The organism is Serratia sp. NGAS9 (assembly GCF_009905295.1).
Taxonomy (GTDB): Bacteria; Pseudomonadota; Gammaproteobacteria; order Enterobacterales; family Enterobacteriaceae; genus Serratia; species Serratia bockelmannii.
In genome coordinates, this window is record NZ_CP047605.1 from 2,554,547 (window position 1) to 2,572,574 (window position 18,028).

14 protein-coding genes are annotated in these 18,028 nt (G+C 62.0%); 5 read left to right on the forward strand and 9 right to left on the reverse strand.

Annotated features, from left to right (window positions below; translation table 11 throughout):
* Positions 1 to 116 precede the first annotated feature (116 nt).
* Positions 117 to 2,411 carry an FdhF/YdeP family oxidoreductase gene (locus tag GUC32_RS12270; RefSeq protein ID WP_369435766.1) on the forward strand — a complete coding sequence of 765 codons (2,295 nt, stop codon included), beginning with the start codon at positions 117 to 119 and terminating at the stop codon, positions 2,409 to 2,411.
* A gap of 48 nt (positions 2,412 to 2,459) precedes the next feature.
* Here the strand turns inward: GUC32_RS12270 and GUC32_RS12275 are convergent, their stop codons facing one another.
* The 3 genes from GUC32_RS12275 to GUC32_RS12285 all read right to left on the reverse strand — a co-directional run bounded on the left by GUC32_RS12275 (position 2,460) and on the right by GUC32_RS12285 (position 5,960).
* Positions 2,460 to 3,230, reverse strand: a complete 771-nt coding sequence (locus GUC32_RS12275) for a DeoR/GlpR family DNA-binding transcription regulator (protein ID WP_033643131.1) — start codon at positions 3,228 to 3,230, stop codon at positions 2,460 to 2,462.
* 113 nt (positions 3,231 to 3,343) lie between these two features.
* Positions 3,344 to 4,567, reverse strand: a complete 1,224-nt coding sequence (locus GUC32_RS12280; protein WP_369435767.1) for an NAD(P)/FAD-dependent oxidoreductase — start codon at positions 4,565 to 4,567, stop codon at positions 3,344 to 3,346.
* A complete protein-coding gene (locus GUC32_RS12285; protein WP_099817260.1) occupies positions 4,557 to 5,960 on the reverse strand; it encodes an NAD(P)/FAD-dependent oxidoreductase in 1,404 nt (467 codons plus the stop codon). Before GUC32_RS12285 ends, GUC32_RS12280 begins: the two co-directional genes overlap by 11 nt.
* Before the next feature lie 257 nt (positions 5,961 to 6,217).
* Between GUC32_RS12285 and GUC32_RS12290 the strand changes: the two genes are divergently transcribed.
* The 3 genes from GUC32_RS12290 (at position 6,218) to GUC32_RS12300 (ending at position 9,359) form a co-directional block, all read left to right on the forward strand.
* A complete protein-coding gene (locus GUC32_RS12290) occupies positions 6,218 to 7,678 on the forward strand; it encodes a glycerol kinase (RefSeq protein ID WP_049205692.1) in 1,461 nt (486 codons plus the stop codon).
* Positions 7,671 to 8,903: an ethanolamine utilization protein EutH gene (eutH, locus tag GUC32_RS12295; RefSeq protein WP_033643135.1), complete on the forward strand. Its 1,233-nt coding sequence runs from the start codon at positions 7,671 to 7,673 to the stop codon at positions 8,901 to 8,903. Before GUC32_RS12290 ends, eutH begins: the two co-directional genes overlap by 8 nt.
* 99 nt (positions 8,904 to 9,002) lie before the next feature.
* On the forward strand, positions 9,003 to 9,359 hold the full coding sequence (locus tag GUC32_RS12300) for a DUF1937 family protein (RefSeq protein ID WP_197812584.1): 357 nt from the start codon (positions 9,003 to 9,005) through the stop codon (positions 9,357 to 9,359).
* 38 nt (positions 9,360 to 9,397) lie between these two features.
* Here the strand turns inward: GUC32_RS12300 and GUC32_RS12305 are convergent, their stop codons facing one another.
* Positions 9,398 to 11,323 (reverse strand): DUF3857 domain-containing protein, encoded by a 1,926-nt coding sequence (locus GUC32_RS12305; protein WP_164099678.1) that lies wholly within the window; start codon positions 11,321 to 11,323, stop codon positions 9,398 to 9,400.
* Between the two features lie 123 nt (positions 11,324 to 11,446).
* On the reverse strand, positions 11,447 to 12,016 hold the full coding sequence (locus tag GUC32_RS12310; protein WP_346420971.1) for an XRE family transcriptional regulator: 570 nt from the start codon (positions 12,014 to 12,016) through the stop codon (positions 11,447 to 11,449).
* A gap of 129 nt (positions 12,017 to 12,145) precedes the next feature.
* On the opposite strand from GUC32_RS12310, the gene GUC32_RS12315 reads away from it, so the two are divergent.
* Positions 12,146 to 13,042: a DMT family transporter gene (locus GUC32_RS12315; protein ID WP_164099677.1), complete on the forward strand. Its 897-nt coding sequence runs from the start codon at positions 12,146 to 12,148 to the stop codon at positions 13,040 to 13,042.
* 209 nt (positions 13,043 to 13,251) lie between these two features.
* On the opposite strand, the gene GUC32_RS12320 is transcribed toward GUC32_RS12315, so the two are convergent.
* The 4 genes from GUC32_RS12320 to GUC32_RS12335 form a co-directional block, all read right to left on the reverse strand.
* Positions 13,252 to 13,857, reverse strand: a complete 606-nt coding sequence (locus GUC32_RS12320; RefSeq protein WP_025302894.1) for a nitroreductase family protein — start codon at positions 13,855 to 13,857, stop codon at positions 13,252 to 13,254.
* Between the two features lie 69 nt (positions 13,858 to 13,926).
* Complete coding sequence (locus tag GUC32_RS12325; RefSeq protein WP_141998129.1) at positions 13,927 to 15,225, reverse strand: cytochrome c; 1,299 nt, start codon at positions 15,223 to 15,225, stop codon at positions 13,927 to 13,929.
* 28 nt (positions 15,226 to 15,253) lie between these two features.
* On the reverse strand, positions 15,254 to 17,512 hold the full coding sequence (locus GUC32_RS12330; protein ID WP_369435768.1) for a molybdopterin cofactor-binding domain-containing protein: 2,259 nt from the start codon (positions 17,510 to 17,512) through the stop codon (positions 15,254 to 15,256).
* Positions 17,509 to 17,982 (reverse strand): (2Fe-2S)-binding protein, encoded by a 474-nt coding sequence (locus GUC32_RS12335; protein WP_025302897.1) that lies wholly within the window; start codon positions 17,980 to 17,982, stop codon positions 17,509 to 17,511. Before GUC32_RS12335 ends, GUC32_RS12330 begins: the two co-directional genes overlap by 4 nt.
* Positions 17,983 to 18,028 lie beyond the last annotated feature (46 nt).

An 18,028-nucleotide genomic window follows, 5' to 3' on the forward strand; every position in this document is an offset into this window, starting at 1 on the left:
GACAGGCTCGCGTTTAACGGCGACGGCGCTTGCGTTCCATCTTGGACGATAAAAATAATATTTTCAGTAAATCAATCACCTGCATTTATCGTAAGCGATGTCGGAGGCAATCAACAATGGCGAAAAGACGAGCAGTACCCGGGGTGCATCCCTACGATGGGCCCGCCGGCGGTTGGGGCGCACTAAAAGCGACGGCCATCGCCGTGCGCACGCAGATGGACACCTTAGAAGCGCCGGTGACGCTGATGCGCACCAATCAACCCGACGGTTTTGATTGTCCGGGGTGCGCATGGCCGGATAAAGAACATCGATCTACCTTCCAGTTTTGTGAAAACGGCGCCAAAGCCGTGACCTGGGAGGCGACCAGCAAGCGCGTGACGCCCGAATTTCTGGCGCAGAACACCGTAACGTCGCTGCTGCAGAAAACCGATTACCAGTTGGAAGACTATGGCCGCCTGACAACCCCTCTGTGCTATGACGCCGGGACGGACACATTGCGCCCGCTGGCCTGGGATGAGGCGTTTCAACGCATCGCCGCCGTTTTGCAAACGCTGCCGCCGGAGCAGGTGGAGTTTTATACCTCCGGCCGGGCGTCCAATGAGGCGGCCTATCTGTTCCAGCTGTTTGCGCGGGAGTTCGGCAGCAATAACTTCCCCGACTGTTCCAACATGTGCCATGAGCCGACCAGCGTTGGCCTGCCCCAGTCGATCGGCATCGGTAAAGGCACCGTGTCGCTGGACGACTTTGACAGCGCGGAGCTGATTATCTCCATCGGGCACAATCCGGGCACCAATCACCCGCGCATGATGGGCACGCTGCATGAACTGGCGCGTAAAAAGGTGCCGATTATCGTGTTTAACCCGCTGCGCGAGCGGGCGCTCGAGCGTTTCACCGATCCGCAAAACGTCATCGAAATGGCGACCTACAGTTCGACCCCTATCGCCTCCACCTACTATCAGGTCAAGGCCGGCGGCGACGCCGCAGCGCTCAAAGGCATCGCCAAAGCGCTGCTGCAGTTGGATGACGAACATGGCAATGCGCTGGACCACGCCTTTATTGCCGAGCACACGGAAGGTTTTGCGGATTTTGCCGCCGATCTGAAGGCCACCGGTTGGGATGCGATTGAGGCGGAGAGCGGCCTGGCGCGCCAGGATCTGGAACAGGTCGCCGCCGCTTACGCGAAATCCAACGCCACCATCGTGACCTACGGCATGGGCATTACGCAGCACAATAAAGGCACCGCCAACGTACGCCTGATTGCCGATCTGCTGTTGCTGCGCGGCAACATCGGCAAACCGGGCGCCGGCATCTGCCCGCTGCGCGGCCACTCCAACGTGCAGGGCAACCGCACCGTCGGCATCACCGAAAAACCCTCGGCCGATTTTTTGGCGAAGCTGGAAACGGTGTTTGGCTTCACGCCGCCCAAAGCCCACGGTCACGATGCCGTGAAATGCATGCAGGCGATGATCGACGGCGCCTCGAAGGCGTTGATCTGCCTGGGCGGCAACTTCGCCGTGGCGCTGCCGGACCCCGAGCAGAGTTTCCCGGCGATGAAAGCGCTGGAATTAAGCGTGCATATCGGCACCAAACTCAACCGCAGCCATTTGTTGGTGGCGAAAGAAACCCTCATTCTGCCCTGCCTGGGACGTACCGAACTGGACATGCAGGCCGGCGGGCGACAATCGGTGACGGTGGAGGATTCGATGTCGATGGTTCACGCCTCGTCCGGCAAATTAAAACCGGCGTCGGAGCTGTTGCGTTCGGAACCCGCCATTGTGGCCGGCATGGCCAAAGCGGTGATGCCCGCCAGCAAGGTGCCCTGGGATGAACTGATCGAAGATTACGACGTGATCCGCGATTTGATCGAAAAAACCATCCCCGGCTTCGACGATTACAACGCGCGCATTCGTCAACCCGGCGGTTTCCGCATGCCGCTGCCGCCGACCGAGCGCCAGTGGCCGACGGCGACGGGCAAGGCGATGTTTTCCGTATTCAGCGGGCTGCATGAGGACGAGACAACGGCAGACAAAGACACGCTGCGGCTGATTACGCTGCGCAGCCACGATCAGTACAACACCACCATCTATGCTCTGGACGATCGCTACCGCGGGGTCTTCGGCCGGCGCGACGTGCTGTTCATGAATGACAGCGATCTGCAACGTTTGGGGCTGGAACATGGCGACGTGGTCGATCTGGAAACGGCGCTGCCCGGCAGCACCCAGCGCCTGGAAGGCATCACGGTGATCGCCTACAACATCTCAGCCGGTTCGGTCGGCGCCTACTACCCGGAGGCCAACGTGCTGGTGCCGCTGCATTACATCGATGAGGAGAGCGGCACGCCTTCGTATAAATCGGTGCCGATCCGCGTGAAGTTGAGATCCAAAGAGGTGCGCGCGGTCGATATCGCCTGACGGAAGCGGTTTGAGCCTTTCTCCGCATGGAGAAAGGCTTCTCCCCCTTTAGACCTGCGCCACCAACACATTAACGTTGGCGGGGAAAACCAAGCCCTCTAATGCGTTACCGCTGTCGGAGGTCACCAGATAATCGACCTCGGGCCATTTGGCCACCAGCGTCATCGCATGTCCGCGCAGCTTATTTTCGTCGGCCAGCACGATGCACTTGCGGCTCTGGGCAATCATTTTGCGCGCGATGGCCGCTTCATTGACGTTCTGATCCATCACGCCGGTCTGCAGATTGACCGCGCCGGCGCCGATGATGGCGTAGTCAGCGAAAAACGCCTCGATATTATTCAATGCGATCGCGCCCAGGCACGCCATTTTGGAGTCGATGAACTGCCCGCCGATCAGCACCACGTCAATGGAGTCATTTTCCAGACAGACGTTGGCGATAAGCGGCGAGTTGGTGATGACCGTCAGTTGATCGATCGTCGCCAACTGCCGGGCAAACTCCAGCGTGGTGGAGCCGAAATCCACGAACACCGTATCGCCCGGTTGGAGCAGCGTCGCCGCTTTCTCCGCGATGGCGCGCTTCTCGGCCTCGGCGATTTTGGCCCGCTCGTTGAATTCATGCTCGAATTTAAACTGGCTGCTCACTGCGCCGCCGTGGATCTTCTTGATCAGCCGATAGTCTTCCAGCTTGTTCAGGTCGCGCCGAATGGTTTCCTGCGAAACCTGGAATTTATCCGCCAGCTCATTCACGTAAACCCGGCCGTTGGCCTGGATCAGCGCCAGTATTTCATTGCGCCTTTCCACGGAATTAGAGATATCCATTCACATTACACTCGCTGCCTTTAGTAAGAGTGACTGCCTCCGCCGAGACTTGCGGCGTTAACTGACGGAATACTACGGGTTTCAGGGCGTTAGACGCAAGCCGTTGCCGTCGTTCATCCTGCGGATTCGATGCTGATGTGCAGCGCATCACGCTCAGCCTCGGCCGGCAAGACGATATTGCGCAGCAGGATCCGCCGTTCAGGCAGGCAACGATGCGTTTTGCGGTACAGCACTTTCTCTCCCAGCCGTACCACCACCGAACCGGACACCGCCTGTTCCACGCGCATATTGATCGTGACCGTGGCGGGATTGCCGATCAGCGCCACACGGGCGGGCGCAGTCAGGCGTATCCGTTCGTCGTGCCGCACCGGCAGGATTTGCCGCGCCGGCGGCAGCGTGCGCTGCAGCGAATGGGCAACGGCCTCGCCGACGCGCAGCCCTTCCTGATAACACTGGTCGCCCATGTCCGCCGGGTGCAACATGTTGCCGACGGCGAAATAGGCGGCGTCGGAACAGCGGCCGAACTGATCGGTCAACGGACAGCCGCTGTCCGGCCGCTGCGCCAGGTGGCTCTGGCGGATCAGCGTATACTCCCCGGTGAAGCGGCCGGTGAAGATCAGGCTGTCGCAGGCGATGCGCCGTTTCTCCCCCTGGCGATTTTCCACTTCTATGGATTCAACCCGATCGCGGCCGGCAATATCGGTCACGCGCGAATAGTAGTGGATCGGCACTCCCATCAGACGCGCATAGAGCGCGCTCAGACGCCAGGCGACGGGTCTGCCGCCGCTTTCAATCATGGCGACGGCGCGCACGCCGGCGTTACGCAGCGTCCACAGCGCGGAGAAACTGACCAACTCGGTGCCGACCACCACCGGCGCCTTACCTGGCTGCAGCCCGCGCAGATAGACGAACTGCTGCAGCGCACCGGCGGTGAGTACGCCCTGCGGCCGCAGGCCGCTCACCAGGCGAGGATGGCGCGGCGTTTCGCGCACGCCGGTCGCCAGGATCACCCGCTGCGCTTTCAACGTGCTGACGCCGCGGCAGTCAGTGATGGTCAGCTCGCCGTCCGGCTTGATGGCGAGCACCGTCACGCCGGTACGGATCTCCACCTGCCCGGCGCGCGCCAGTATCTTATCGACATAGGTGGAGCCCAACATCGGCCGGTAAAACGTTTGCAGCCCGAAGGTGGGGTGCCGACAGTGCCTGGGCACGCCGCCCGCTTGCTGCTCCCGTTCCAGGATCACCACATCCTCGATGCCCGCCTGCCGCAACGCGGTCGCCACCGCGATCCCGGCCGGCCCGGCGCCGACAATCGCCACCTGATACTCAGTTTTCATCAATGCTCCCTACGGCCAGCGTCTGGCCAAAACGATCGCCTACCATTTCCGCCACCCGGCTGCTGCAATAAAACCCGTTGCAGCGCCCCATCATCACGCGCGTGCGGCGCCGCAGCCCGCCGATGCACTCCGGTGGCACGGCGGAATCGAACGTCGCCTCAATCTCCCGCTGAGTCACCAGCTCACAATGGCAAACGATGCCGCCGTTATCCGGGCGCGCGTAATCGCGCAGCGCGTAGTCGGCGAGCATCGGCATCTGCGGCCAATGCACGGTTTGCGGCGCCGTCGGCGTGAAGCACGGCGTAAAATGGTCGCGATAGAGCTGCTCCACGTATTGCGCGATGCCGAGCGCCGCCGTCAGGCCGGTGGAGCGAATGCCCGCCACGCAGATCCACTGCCGCTCGGGATAGTGCTGAATGCGGTAGTGTTTCTGTTCGGTCGCCGGGCGTAATCCGGCATAGCTAGCGGTCACGCTGTAATTCGCCAGCGAGGGCAGCAGCCGGGTGCCCTGTTCGATCAGTTCGCGCATTTTGGTTTCGTCTACCGTTGCCGTTTCTCGATCCTGCTGTTCTTCGGCGGTCGGCCCCAGCAGCAGATTGCCGAAGATGGTTTTCGACAGCAGCACCCCTTTGGTGATGGCCGTCGGCACCGGCAAGATAATGGCGTTGACCTGCCCGGCGGCGGCCTTGTCGAACACCAGAAACTGCCCTTTGCGCGGGCGAATTTCAAACTCGGGCTGATGGCAGAAACTTTCTACCCGGTCGCCCTGATTGCCGGCGCAGTTGATGACGATTTTGCCGTGAAACTCACCCCGGTTGCTGGTTAGCCGCCAGCCGGTCGGCACGCGTTCGGCGCCGGTCACCTCGGTATTGAAGCGATAGTTGCCGCCGTGTTTGACGCCCTGCGTCAGGTACGCCAGCGGTGTGCTCCAGGGATCGATCACGCTCTCTCCCGGCACCTCGACCGCCGCCAACGCGCCGGGCGCCAGCTGTGGCTCACGGCGATACAGCTCGGCGGCGTCGATATGTGCCACGTCCAGCACGCCATTGTCGTGCGCCTGCTGCACGATCGCGGGCAGCGCCGCCAACTGCTGCTCATCCCAGGCCACAACCAAGGCGCCGGTGGGTAACAGCGGCAAATTCATCCGTTCGCGGATGGCGATAAATTCCCGGTACCCGGCCTGCATGCAATGCAGTTCCAGGCTGCCGCTGGGCGCATCGAAGCCGGTGTGCAGCAGCGCGCTGTTGGCTTTGCTGGCGCCAGACAGGATATCGCCTCCCTTTTCCAACAGCAGCGTTCGGGCGCCCATCAGGCAGAATTGGCGGAATACCGCACACCCGACCACACCGCCGCCAATCACGACAATGTCCCAATCCGTTTGTTCTTCCATCATGCTGATGTCCCGTTTTGATGTGATAACCACAATAAAACCACACAATAACCGCATTTGAAATGGTAAAAACAACACAACTCCCAAAAAAAAGCCGCAGAACGCGGTGATAAGCAAAAAGTATGAGGTCGATCACGCGGGGTTATTTTATCTTGTGATTTATGTTGCTTTAATGTGTGAAATTGAAGATAGATCATTAAAACAGTCATACAACCAACACCAGGCACAATAAAAAACAAAACCTATAAGAGAGCGAAGCAATGATGAATCAACGTTATGCCGCGATTGATCAGGGGACCACCGGCACCCGGGTCGTGGTGTTCGGCGAAGACGGCAGGCACCATTCGCCGGCCAGCATGCCGCACAAGCAGATCACCCCCAATCCGGGCTGGGTGGAACACGACGCCCTGGAGATTCTGGCGAATATCCGCCGCTGTCTCAGCCAGTGCGACATGGTGGACGCCATCGGTTTAGGGCATCAGGGCGAAAGTCTGCTGGCCTGGGACGCCGACAGCGGCCTGCCGCTGTACAACGCCATCGTTTGGCAAGATCAGCGCACCGAGCCGGAGATCCAGCGCCTGAAACGCGAAGGCGTCGAACCGCTGGTGATGGCGAAAACCGGCCTGCCGCTCGATACCTACTTCTCCGCCAGCAAGATGGGCTGGCTGATGAATAACGCGCCGGGGGCCAGGCAGTTGGCGCAACGCGGCCGCCTGCGGCTCGGCACCATGGACGCCTTCTTCCTGTTCCACCTGTGCGGCCGGCATCTCACCGACTATAACTCGGCCTCGCGCACCTCGTTGTTCAACATTCATACCCTGCAGTGGGACGAGGAGCTGTGCCGTTTGTTCGGCGTGCCGATCGACAGCCTGCCCGAGGTCAGAGACAACATCGGCCACTTCGGCGACGTCGTGCTCAACGGCAAACCGGTGCCGCTGACGGCCTGCATCGTCGACCAGTTTGCCGGTACATACGGCCACGGCTGCCATCAACCGGGGCAGATGAAGATCACCTTCGGTACCGGCGCTTTTTTACAGGCGATCACCGGGCCGCGTCCGATCGATGCCGGCGAGTCCGGCCTGTTGCCCACGCTGTGCTGGAAGCTGCCCGGCAGCGAGCCGGTGTATGGCCTGGACGGCGGCGTTTATAACGCCGCCTCCGCCATTAACTGGGCGAGAAAGATAGGCCTGTTCAACGATTTCGATGAATTCGGCGATTTCCCGGCCCAGCCGGCCATCGCGCGCGGCCTGGCCTTTGTACCGGCGCTCTCCGGGCTGGCCTGCCCGTACTGGGATCGCTCCGCCGCCGGGATGTGGGCCGGCCTGTCGCTGGAAACCGAACGCAAGGATCTGCTGCAGTCAATACTCGAAGGCATCGCCATGCGTTCCGCCGAGGTGATCAACGCCATGGATAAGTTGAAACCGATCGGCGACAGCATTTCGGTGGACGGTGGTCTGTCCGCCAACCGCTATTTCACGCAGTTCCTCGCCAACCTGATCCAAAAGCGCATCGTTACGCCCGCCAATAAAGAGATCACCGCTCAGGGCGTGGCGCTGTTGGCGCGTAAAGGGCTGGGCGTGGAACAGCCGCTCAAGGTGCTCAACCGCTATGAAGTGACGGAGCCCACCGAGGTCGATATGGCGGTCTGGTTTGCCCGCTATCAGGAAATCATCGCGCGTTCGCGCGGCTTACGTTCATCGCAGGAGGAACACCATGGCTGAGTTCGGTAATTTCATCATCTATATCATCATGGCCGGCACTCTGATCGGTGCGCTGGCGTCGATCGTCAAACCGGAAGGCGAACTGGGACGTGAGTTCGTCAACGGCATTCACGCCATCGGCCCGGTGTTTCTCGCCCAGGCGGGCATCATGGCGGCGATCCCAATCATCTCTTACCTGATCATGTACAGCATCGGCCCCTTCTTCTCGGCGCTCGGCTCCGACGCCTCGATCGCGGCGCTGGCGGTGATCGCCGTGGACATGGGCGGCTATCAGTTGGCTGACGCCATCGCCGCCAACCGCGACATGTGGATCGTCGCCATGTTGGTGGGCTACACCTCCGGCGCCAGCATCGTGTACCTGATCCCGGTCGGGCTTATCATGCTGAACCGCGACGACCATAAATATCTGGCGCTGGGCGCCATGGCGGGCCTGATCAGCATTCCGTTCGCCGTGCTGATCGCCCTGGTGACCATCACCTTCAACAACCTGCCGGTCAGGGAGATTATCTCCACCACGTCACCTGCCGCGCACTATCTGCAGTTGGACTTGCTGCAGGCGCTGCGGCTGCTGTCCCCGCTGTTCGCCCTGTGCTTCCTGCTGGCGTTGGGGCTGAAGCTGCGGCCGGCGGCGATGGTGAAAGGGTTCCTGATCTTCGGCAAGGCGGCGGATGCCTTTATCAAGCTGGTGTTGGCGCTGTGCATCATCGAGCATTTCACCGGTGTGTTTAAAAAGGTGTTCGGCGGCTGGGTATTCGATCCGTTATTTGCCGACAAAGACGAATTATTCCGCGCTATCGAGATCGCCGGTTATATCGGCATTATGTTGGCGGGCACATTCCCCATTTGTTATTTATTCCAGCGCTATTGCCGCAAGCCGATGCATTTCATCGGTAAAAAGCTCGGTTTATCGGATACCGGCGCGCTGGGCTTTATTATGGTATTGGCCAATATCATCGCCGTTTATCACCTGTTCAAAGGCATGCGCGCCCGCGATAAGGTGCTGTGCGTGGCCTTCGGCATCTGCGCACAGGCCACGCTGGGCGATCACCTGGCGTTTACCGCCAACTTCCAACCTTCGCTGGTGTTGCCGATCATGATGGGCAAATTCCTCGGCGGCATGATTGCTGTCCTGATCGCCATCAAGATCTCGGTGCCGGAAGCCGAATTGCTGGAAAAAGAACAGACGCAAAGGCAATCGACGGCCATCGCCGCCGCCGCTCGCTAAATTTATTCCTAAGCCATAAAAATAAACGGGGCGCCGCCTCACGGGGAAGCTGCGCCCTTTTTTCGTCCCTGACAACAATTATTGAGAGAACAAACGCTAATGAGAAAAATATTTTTAGCCTGCCCCTACAGCCACGCCGACGCCAACGTCGTGCATCAACGCTTTATCGCGTGCAACGACGTCGCCGCCGCTATCGTACGCGCCGGCAGCGCCGTTTTTAGCCAGGTCAGCATGTCACATCCGATCAACCTGTGTTTGCAAGAGCTCGACAAAACCGCCATCGGCAAGCTGTGGGCGCCGATCGACGCCCTGTTCATGGCGGCGATGGATGAGTTGATCGTGCTCGATTTGCCGGGTTGGCAAGAGAGCGGCGGCATCAAGCGCGAGATGGACGCTTTCGCCGCACGCGGCTGCCGCGTCAGCCTGTGGTCTGAGGTCGCGGGCGAGTTCAACTGAGGCGTGCGCCCCGCCGCTAAGCGCGACGGGGCAGCGGCTTATTTGCCGTTGGCCAATTCGCCGTACACCACCTGGCCGCGGAAACCGCGCCGCACCTGCTGGAACAGCTCGCGGAACGCCGGGTAATCCTGCGCCTGGCACAGCGCTTCCTTGCCGCGAATGGCGTTCACCTGCAGGTGGTGATTGACGGTCACCTGCTGCCCGTCGCGCCGCCACGCCACGCGATAGTCGCCCGCCGCATTGCGGAACTGTCTGTCTTGCGGAATGGCGATGATCGGCACGTTGGCCGGCAGCTGCAGACGGTAGGTTTCGTCGTAGCGCTGCGCGCTGCAGTAGAACGGCGTTTCGTTGTCCGGTGCCGCCGTGGTGGTATACAGCGTGCGGAACGATTTGCCACCGGGCGGATTAGGTAGCGTCATGCCGCCCACCACGCCGAAATCGACGTAGTCGTCCGCCTTGAAGCGGAAACGGTAACCGAACTGTTTTTTGAGATCCAGCGGATCGCTGTTCATCGCCACTTCGCCGCTGCCGTCGATACCGGAGGCGGACATGATCGACGCTTCGGCCTGCGCCCGGTTCTGCCGGTTGATCTGCGAGAAATAGCCCCGCAGGTCAATTTCTTCCACTTCGCTCAGCCGACGCTCGGTTTGTCCGTGCAGATTGCCCGCTTTGTCAAACACGAAATCGACGCTCAGCGCGCTCTTGACCGGCTGCTCATCGCTGCCCGGCGTGCGCGCCAGCTTGGCGTCGCGCGTCAGCAGCACCGGCGCCCCCAGATCGCCTTGCGGCAGTTGCCCGAACCGCGCCCAGGGATTGGTGGAGTCCAGGTACAGTTTGAACTCCGGCACATAGGTGATGGCGTGATTAAAGCGGCTGAGCAGCGGCACTTTAGGCAGTAACGGGCCTTCATCCATACCGATCAGCACCGGTGAGCTTTCAATACCCTTGGCAGCGAGCAGCGCCTCCAGGATCACCACGTGGTCCTTACAGTCGCCGTAGTGGTTGTCGAGAATGCTCTGCGCCGAATTCGGCTCCAGCCCACCGTTGCCAAGATACACCGCCACGTAGCGAATGTTTTGCGCCACCCAGCGATAGAGGGCCTCCGCCTGCTCGCGCCGATCGCTGATGCCGGCGGTGATGTTGTCTGCCAGTGCCTGGATGCCCGGCGTCACCTTCGCCGCCGCACCGGCCTTCAGCTGATAGGCCTTGGCCAACTGCGGCCACTCGCGGTAGGTGCTCGCCATGATGGTCGGGCTGAAGGTCCAGCTGTCCGCTGCCCAGTTTTGCGCCTTCATCGGCGCGCTGCGCGAATAATGCCAGCGCCAGTGCGCTTGGCCGTTGCGGATCTGCGGCTTGTCCCCGCCTTCCACGCCACGCGTGAAGATATGCATCGGCAGCTTGGCCGGTGCCTGCAGGGTCACTTCGGCGTCGTCGAACTGATCGAAAACGCTGAACGTCTCCCACAGGCCGAAATAGTCGGGGAAATACGGGGTGTTTTGCGTGCGGCGCAGCTCATACACCACCCGCGAGCCCGGCGCCAGGTTGGAGAACACGATGACGCGCACTTTGCGGTCGGCATACAGCGGGGCCGTGGCGCTGGAGTAACTCTCCTGGGTATAGATGCGATCGGGCGCCACGTCGTGCCGCTGGCCGTCGGCAGTCAGCGTGTAGGCGGCGACCACCTCCAGCGTTTCCATTTTTTCGCTGTAGCTCAGGCGGATCTGGCTGAATTTTTCGACCGCCGCCTTGGTCTTCAGCAGCACTTCGTAGCTTTCCGTCTTCACGTTGGTGGCGTTGGCGTTGACGCGGTAATCCGCGCGATAGCGCACGAAGCTGAAATCGTTGTTGGCCGTGTCGTTCTGGCCCTGATCCGCCGCGACGGGCGGTGTAGCGGCCAACACGGTGGCCGGGTGCGTTGCCGTCAAACCGGCGAATAACAGCAGGGAAGGAATAGCGATTTTCATCTTCGGTCCTTGAAGGGCAATAAACGGCGACGCCGGGCTACGCGCCTGCCCCGGCGTCAAAACAGGCGGGCACACTAATATAATTGAGAATCATTTTCAATAAACGGACCTTCAACGCCCGGGCTAACCCTGTTCTATCAACATCACGGCGGTGGTCTCCGGCTCCAGCGCTTCGAAAACGTGCTCGCGATCGGCGGAGTAGCTGATGTAATCGCCGGCGCTCAGCTCCAGCGGCTGCTCCGCCGGCCCGAGGCGCGCTCGCCCGCTGCTGATGATCACATGCTCGACGGTGCCGGGGGGATGTGGCCGGGAAAGTTTCGCCTCTCCGGGTTGCACCCGCAGCCGGTAAATGTCGCGCTGCGCGCCCGGCGGGCAGGTGGCCAGCAGCGTGGCGGCGTAGTTGCCCTGCTCCGACAGCGCCGGCGTTCCCTCATGGGCGCGGATCACTTGCACCGGCCTGCTGGGTTGCGAAATCAGTCGGCTGACCGGCACGTCCAGCGCCATCGCCAACGCCCACAGCGTTTCCAGGCTGGGATTACCGCTGCCGGCTTCGAGCTGCGACAGCGTGGACTTCGCGATGCCCGCGCGCTTCGCCAGATCGGTCACCGACAGGTTCAATCGCTCACGCTCGCGGCGGATCGCCGCCGACAAGAGGCCGATCGGCGTAATGTTCTGCATCAGGTTATTGCTCATCGTTCGCTATATCATCCGCTTGTTCGACTTGACGAACAGTCGCATGCGTGTTCATCATAATGTCCAATTGTTCATTTTAATGATTAAGCGGCTTCACCACAAGTACGGTCAGGCAGCGAGGGCAACAACATGAAAACAAAGACGCGCGGCGCAGTGCAAATGATCCTCGCCATGACCATCTCAGGCACCGTCGGTTGGCCGGTACTCGTTTTAGGGCAGCCGCCCACAACGGTGGTGTTTTGGCGCTGCGCGTTCGGCGCGCTGGCCATGCTGGCGACCTGCGCCGCGCTTGGGCAGTTGAAACCCGGCGCAATCAACCGGTGGCAACTGGCTGTCGCCATCCTCGGGGGTATCGCGCTGGTGCTCAACTGGACGCTATTGTTTGCCGCCTATCAGCATGCTTCGATCGCTGTCGCCACCGTGACCTACCATTTTCAGCCGTTTATGTTGGTGGCGCTGGGGGCGCTGCTGTTCGGCGAAAAACTAACGGCTAACCGGCTGGGCTGGCTTCTGCTGGCGTTCGCGGGGATGGTGTTGATCGTCGCCGGCCGGCAAAGCGGCGGCAGCGGCGATGACTACCTGCTCGGCGTGGTACTGGCGCTCGGTGCGGCCCTGATGTACGCCATTGCGGCGGCGATCGTCAAACGGCTTGCCGCGTTGCCGCCGCAGCTCATCGTGTTGATTCAACTGACCGTTGGCACGTTGGCACTGGCACCGTTCGCCGGCCTGGCCACGCCGCCTGCGGCCCCCATCGACTGGCTGCTGCTGGCAACCCTCGGCCTGGTGCATACCGGTTTGATGTCCACGTTGCTCTATGGCGCCATTCAGAAGATCCCCACGGCCCTGGTCGGCGCCCTGTCGTTCATCTACCCGGCGGTGGCGATCGTGGTGGACTGGGCAGTGTTCGGGCACCGTCTCAGCCTGCTGCAGTTGCTGGGCACGCTGGCCATTCTCGGCGCGGCAGCGGGCATGAACTTCGGCTGGCGATGGACGCTCGCCGCGCACCGGGCCGGTAAAATCGGTTAATCCCGCCCGACGGGCAAGCTATGCACAATAAGGCATTCGCCTTGTGTCCGGCGCGGTGCTATTTATTTAAACCGTGTAGGGTAGAAGGAGTTTTCTATGTGGCATCACCGCCTGCAACGGCGCATCCGTTTCAGCTACTGGAACGAACTGTGCGTCACCAAAAAATAAGGGAAGGCGCAAGCCTTCCCTTTTGTCATTCACCGCTCAGATCAGAAACGGTCGGTTTTCACCACGTCGTCGAACGGCAGTTTGCCGATGCGCGGATAAGGCTGCCCCGCCGCCTTGCCGATGGCGACCATCAGCGCGATCTGATAGTGCGCCGGCTTATTGATAATCTCACCCACCGCGTCGAAATCAAATCCGTCCATCGGGCAAGAGTCGTAGCCCTGCGCCTTGGCCGCCAGCATCAGCGTCTGGGCGAAGATGCCGCTGCTGCGCATCACTTCGTCGCGCTGCACCTGCGGCTTACCGCGATAATACTGATCGACGGCCGGGATCATGAACTGCTGTACCGGCTCCGCCGCCTCGGCCCAGACGTTTTTAACCTGTGACTCCCAGCTCGACAGATCGCCGCACAGCACGACCAGCATCGATGCGTCGGTCACCTGCGCCTGCCCCCACGCCGCTTCGCGAATTTTCTCGCGCTGCGCGCGATCTTCGATCAGCAGCGGGCGCCAGTGCTGCAGGTTAAACGCGCTGGGTGCGCCCTGCAGCGCAATGTTCAACAGCGCTTTTTTCTCTTCGAGCGTCATCACGTACTGCGTATCGAACTGCTTGGTGGCGCGGCGTTGGCGGATCGCGTCTAACGTATTCATTTTACTGCCTCTGTCCATGTGAAAAGGTCTATTGTCGTCACCGCGGCGCGGCTGTCCAGCCCCAGGCGGCTATTTCTGCGCGGTTTCGGTGCGCAAACGGCTGACCTGCGCCGCCAAGTCCGGCCACGGCGCCTGACCGGCGTAATGTTGCCGCAGGTAGTTGAGCAGAATGGCGATCTGCGCGTCATTCAGGTTATGGCGAAAACCCGGCATATAGCCCAGCTCGGCTTTCGCCGGCCGCTGTATGCCGTCCAGCACCACACGAATGGCGTTGTCCGGCGCATCGGCGAACAGGTTGGTGTTCAGCGCCAGAGACGGCCGCACCCCCGCCATCTGCGCGCCTTTTTCCTGCGCATGGCAAGCCATGCAGGCGCCGGAAAACAGCCGTGCCCCTTCCGAACTCAGAGGCTCCACCTGCCGTTCCGCCTGAGCGTTTAACGTGGCCGCCGTAGCGCCCGCCGCCGTTTCAGGATGATAGCTGCGCAGATAGACGGCGATCGCCTGCAGATCGGCCTGCGGCAAGCGCGACAGCCCTTCTTCGATCACCGGCGCCATCGGGCCGGCGGCGACGCCGTGGTTGGCCGAGTAGCCGGTGCGCATGAAATCGACCAGATCCTGCTGCGTCCAGGCGAGCGGCGCGGGTGAGCGGCCGGTCAACGCCGGCGCCGTCCAGCCTTCCGCCACGCCGCCGGCCAGGTGCTCGTCACCGGTTTTCTCGCCGAACAGCACGTTGCGCGGCGAATGGCAGGCGCTGCAGTGCCCCAGCCCTTCGACCAGGTACGCGCCGCGGTTCCAGTCGGCGCTTTGGGCCGCCTGTTCCGGCATCGCGTCCGGCGTCAGGAACAGCAGGTTCCAGGCAAAGATGCCCTGGCGAATATTGAACGGAAAGTGCAAATCGGTGGCCGGTGGCCGGTATTTGACCGCCGGCTGTGACATCAGGTAGGCGTACAGCGCCTGCAGATCGTCGTCGCGAGTGCGGGTAAAGGCGGTATAGGGAAACGCCGGATAGAGATAGCGGCCCTGGCGATCGACGCCGTGCCGCATGGCGCGTTCGAACGCCGCGTAACTCCAGCTGCCGATGCCGGTTTCCACGTCCGGCGTGATGTTGGTGGTGTAAATGGTGCCGAAGGGGATCTCCATCGCCAGCCCGCCGGTGTTGCGCTCGCCGCCCGCACGGGTGTGGCACACGGCGCAGTCGCCGAGGTCGGCCAGCGTTTTGCCGCGCGCGATCTGCGCCTCGCTGAAACGGTGGGTCGCATCGGCGGCGAGCGGCGCGATTTCCGGCTGCCAACTGGCGACCACGCCGGCCACCACAACGGCGATCACCGTGACGCCGCCCCACCCGACGATTTTTTTCATCTTACTCATCTTTGCTGTCCTTGTTCGTTACGGGGGATTAATGGCCGGCCTGGGCGCGCAGCGCGGCGAGCACCCGTGCCGGCGTAAACGGCACCTCGCGCAGACGCACGCCGAGCGCGTCAAACAGCGCGTTGCCGATCGCCGCCGCACTCGGTACCGAGGCGGACTCGCCGGCACCCATCGGCGCTTCGTCCGGGCGGTCAATCAGCTGGATATCGATCTGCGGCAATTCGTCGAAGCGCAGGATCGGATAGCCGCCCCAGTCCAATGACGTCACCCCCGTCTCGTTAAAGGTCACAAACTCTTTCAGTACCCGGCTGGCGGATTGGATAATGTTGCCGTGCACCTGATGGCGCACCCCTGCCGGGTTGATCATGCGCCCGCAGTCATGCGCTACGAAGATTTTATCGAGCGTGATCTGCCCGGAAAGGCGGTTGACGCTGAGATCGCACACCCAGGCCGCCCAGGCGGCGCCAAAGCCGGGGAATTTGCTGTGGAAGTAACGGGCATAGGCGAATCCGCGGCCGCTCACCACTTCGGCGCCGGCGGCGTGCGAGCGGTGCGCCGGGCCGTCTTGCCAGTTGGCTTGCCGCTTCAGGGCCTCAATCAAGGCCACCGCGCGCGGATCGTTCAGGTAACGCAGGCGAAATGCGATCGGGTCCTCGCCGGCGTGCCAGGCCAGTTCGTCGATCCAGGACTCATGGGCGAACACGTTGGGCAGCGCCGAAACGCCGCGCATCCACGACGCCCGCACGATCGGCGCGGCGTCCTGACAAATCACCCGCATGTGCGGATACGCGTATTGCGGAATGGCGGTGCGATCGCCCATCTGTTGCACATCGGCCCGGTTGGCCACCTTGCCGGTCAACACCAGCGGCAAGGTCACCGCATTGTTGGAGGGATAGCTGGTTTTCAGTTCGTAGGCCGCCACCCGGTTTTGCGCGTCGAGGCCGCCGCGCACCCGGATCAGCTGGCCGGTGCCCTTCGGCTCCCAGCCGGATTCCTGTTCGCGCATCAGCTGCACCCGCACCGGGCGGCCGGTCGCCCGCGCCAACAGCGCCGCGTCCGCCGAGACGTCGTCGGCGCAGTTGCGGCCATAGCAGCCGGAGGCCTCCATGCGGGTGATGTGCACCTGCTCAGGCGGCAATTCCAGCAGCGTGGCGATGTCTTTGCGCAGATCGTGCGGGTTTTGCGTGCCGGACCACACCTGCGCCCGCCCGTCTTTAACCTCCGCCACCGCGCAGGAAGGGCCGATCGAGGCGTGCTGATGGTAGGGCCAGACATAGTCGGCCTGCACTGCGGTATGCAGCGCCGCCAGCGCGGCGTCCGTGCCCGCATCGTCGCGCAGGACGCGGTCGGTTTTCGGGTTGGCTTCCAGCGCGGCGGGCAGCGCTTCCGGCGACAGATCCGGCAACCCGGCCCAGGGTTTCCATTTGGTTTTCAGCTGGCGCATGGCGGCGATCGCCTGCTCCTCGCGCTCGGCCACGATGCCGATGAAATCGTTGATCACTACCAGTTTCACGATGCCCGGCAGGTGCGCGATCGAATTTTCATCCACCGACAGCAGGCCGCCGCCCAGCGGGGCGCTGCTGTCGGCGCCTACGTAAGGCGGGCGCACCACCCGGCCATGCAGCATGCCGGGCAAGCGCAGGTCGTGCACGTAGGTCAGCCCACCGCTCACTTTGGCCGGAATGTCGACCCGGGCAACGGCGCGGCCGACGTAGCGATTCTGGTGTTCGCTGTTCAACTGAACGTTTTTATCCAGCATCACGTGCAGATTCTGCCCACTCGCCAGCTGCGCATAGCTCAGTGAGCGCCCCGGGTTTTTGGTCACAAATACCTGCCCCGCCGCCGCAGTCAGCTGTTCGGCCGGCAGTTCGAAGGCTTTGGCCGCCAACGCCGTCAGCATGTGCCGCACCTGCGCCGCCGCCTGTCGCAGCGGCACCGACGTGACCTGAATGGTGGCGCTGGCGATGGTCGGCCCCTGATCCGGCGTGCGCTGCGTATCGCCAAGGATCATCGTGACGTGCTCGAACGGCACGCAAATTTCTTCGGCGACGATCTGCGCCAGCGCGGTGCGAATGCCGGTACCCAGATCGACGTGACCATTGAAGGCCGTTACCCGGCCGTCGGCGGTGAGGCTGATAAAGCTGTCCACCCGATCCAGCGGCAGATCGGCAGGGGCTACAACCGCCTCGGCGGCGAAGGCGTTAAACGGCGCGGGCAGCAGGCTGCTGACCATCACCACCCCGCCGGCCTGCAACAACTGGCGGCGAGTCATTTCGAGGCGGCTCATGCTTGCCTCCGTGCTGCCAACAGATCGCGGGCGCGCTCGGCGGCGTGCAAGATCTCAAGGTGAGTGCCGCAGCGGCACAGGTTGTAGGCCAGCGCTTTCTTGATCGTTTGCTCGTCCGCCTCCGGCTCGCGTTCGAACAACGCGACCAGCGTCATGATCATGCCGTTGGTGCAGTAACCGCACTGCGCCGCCTGCTCATCGACAAACCCCTGCTGCACTGGATGCAGCGCGTCCGGTGTGCCCAAGCCTTCCAGGGTAGTGACGGATTTGCTTCCTACGGCGGACAGCGGCATTGAACAAGAGCGCGCGGCGACGCCGTCGATCAGCACCGTGCAGGCGCCGCATTCCCCCAGGCCGCAGCCGTATTTGGGGCCATTCAATTGCAGATCGTTGCGTAAAACGTACAGCAGCGGCGTGTCGGGCGCGAGATTGCCGAGTGGAACCACCCGGCCATTAACATTGATTTCCATGGTGAAACTATCCCTTAAACAAACGGATTTAATCCGTAACATCACT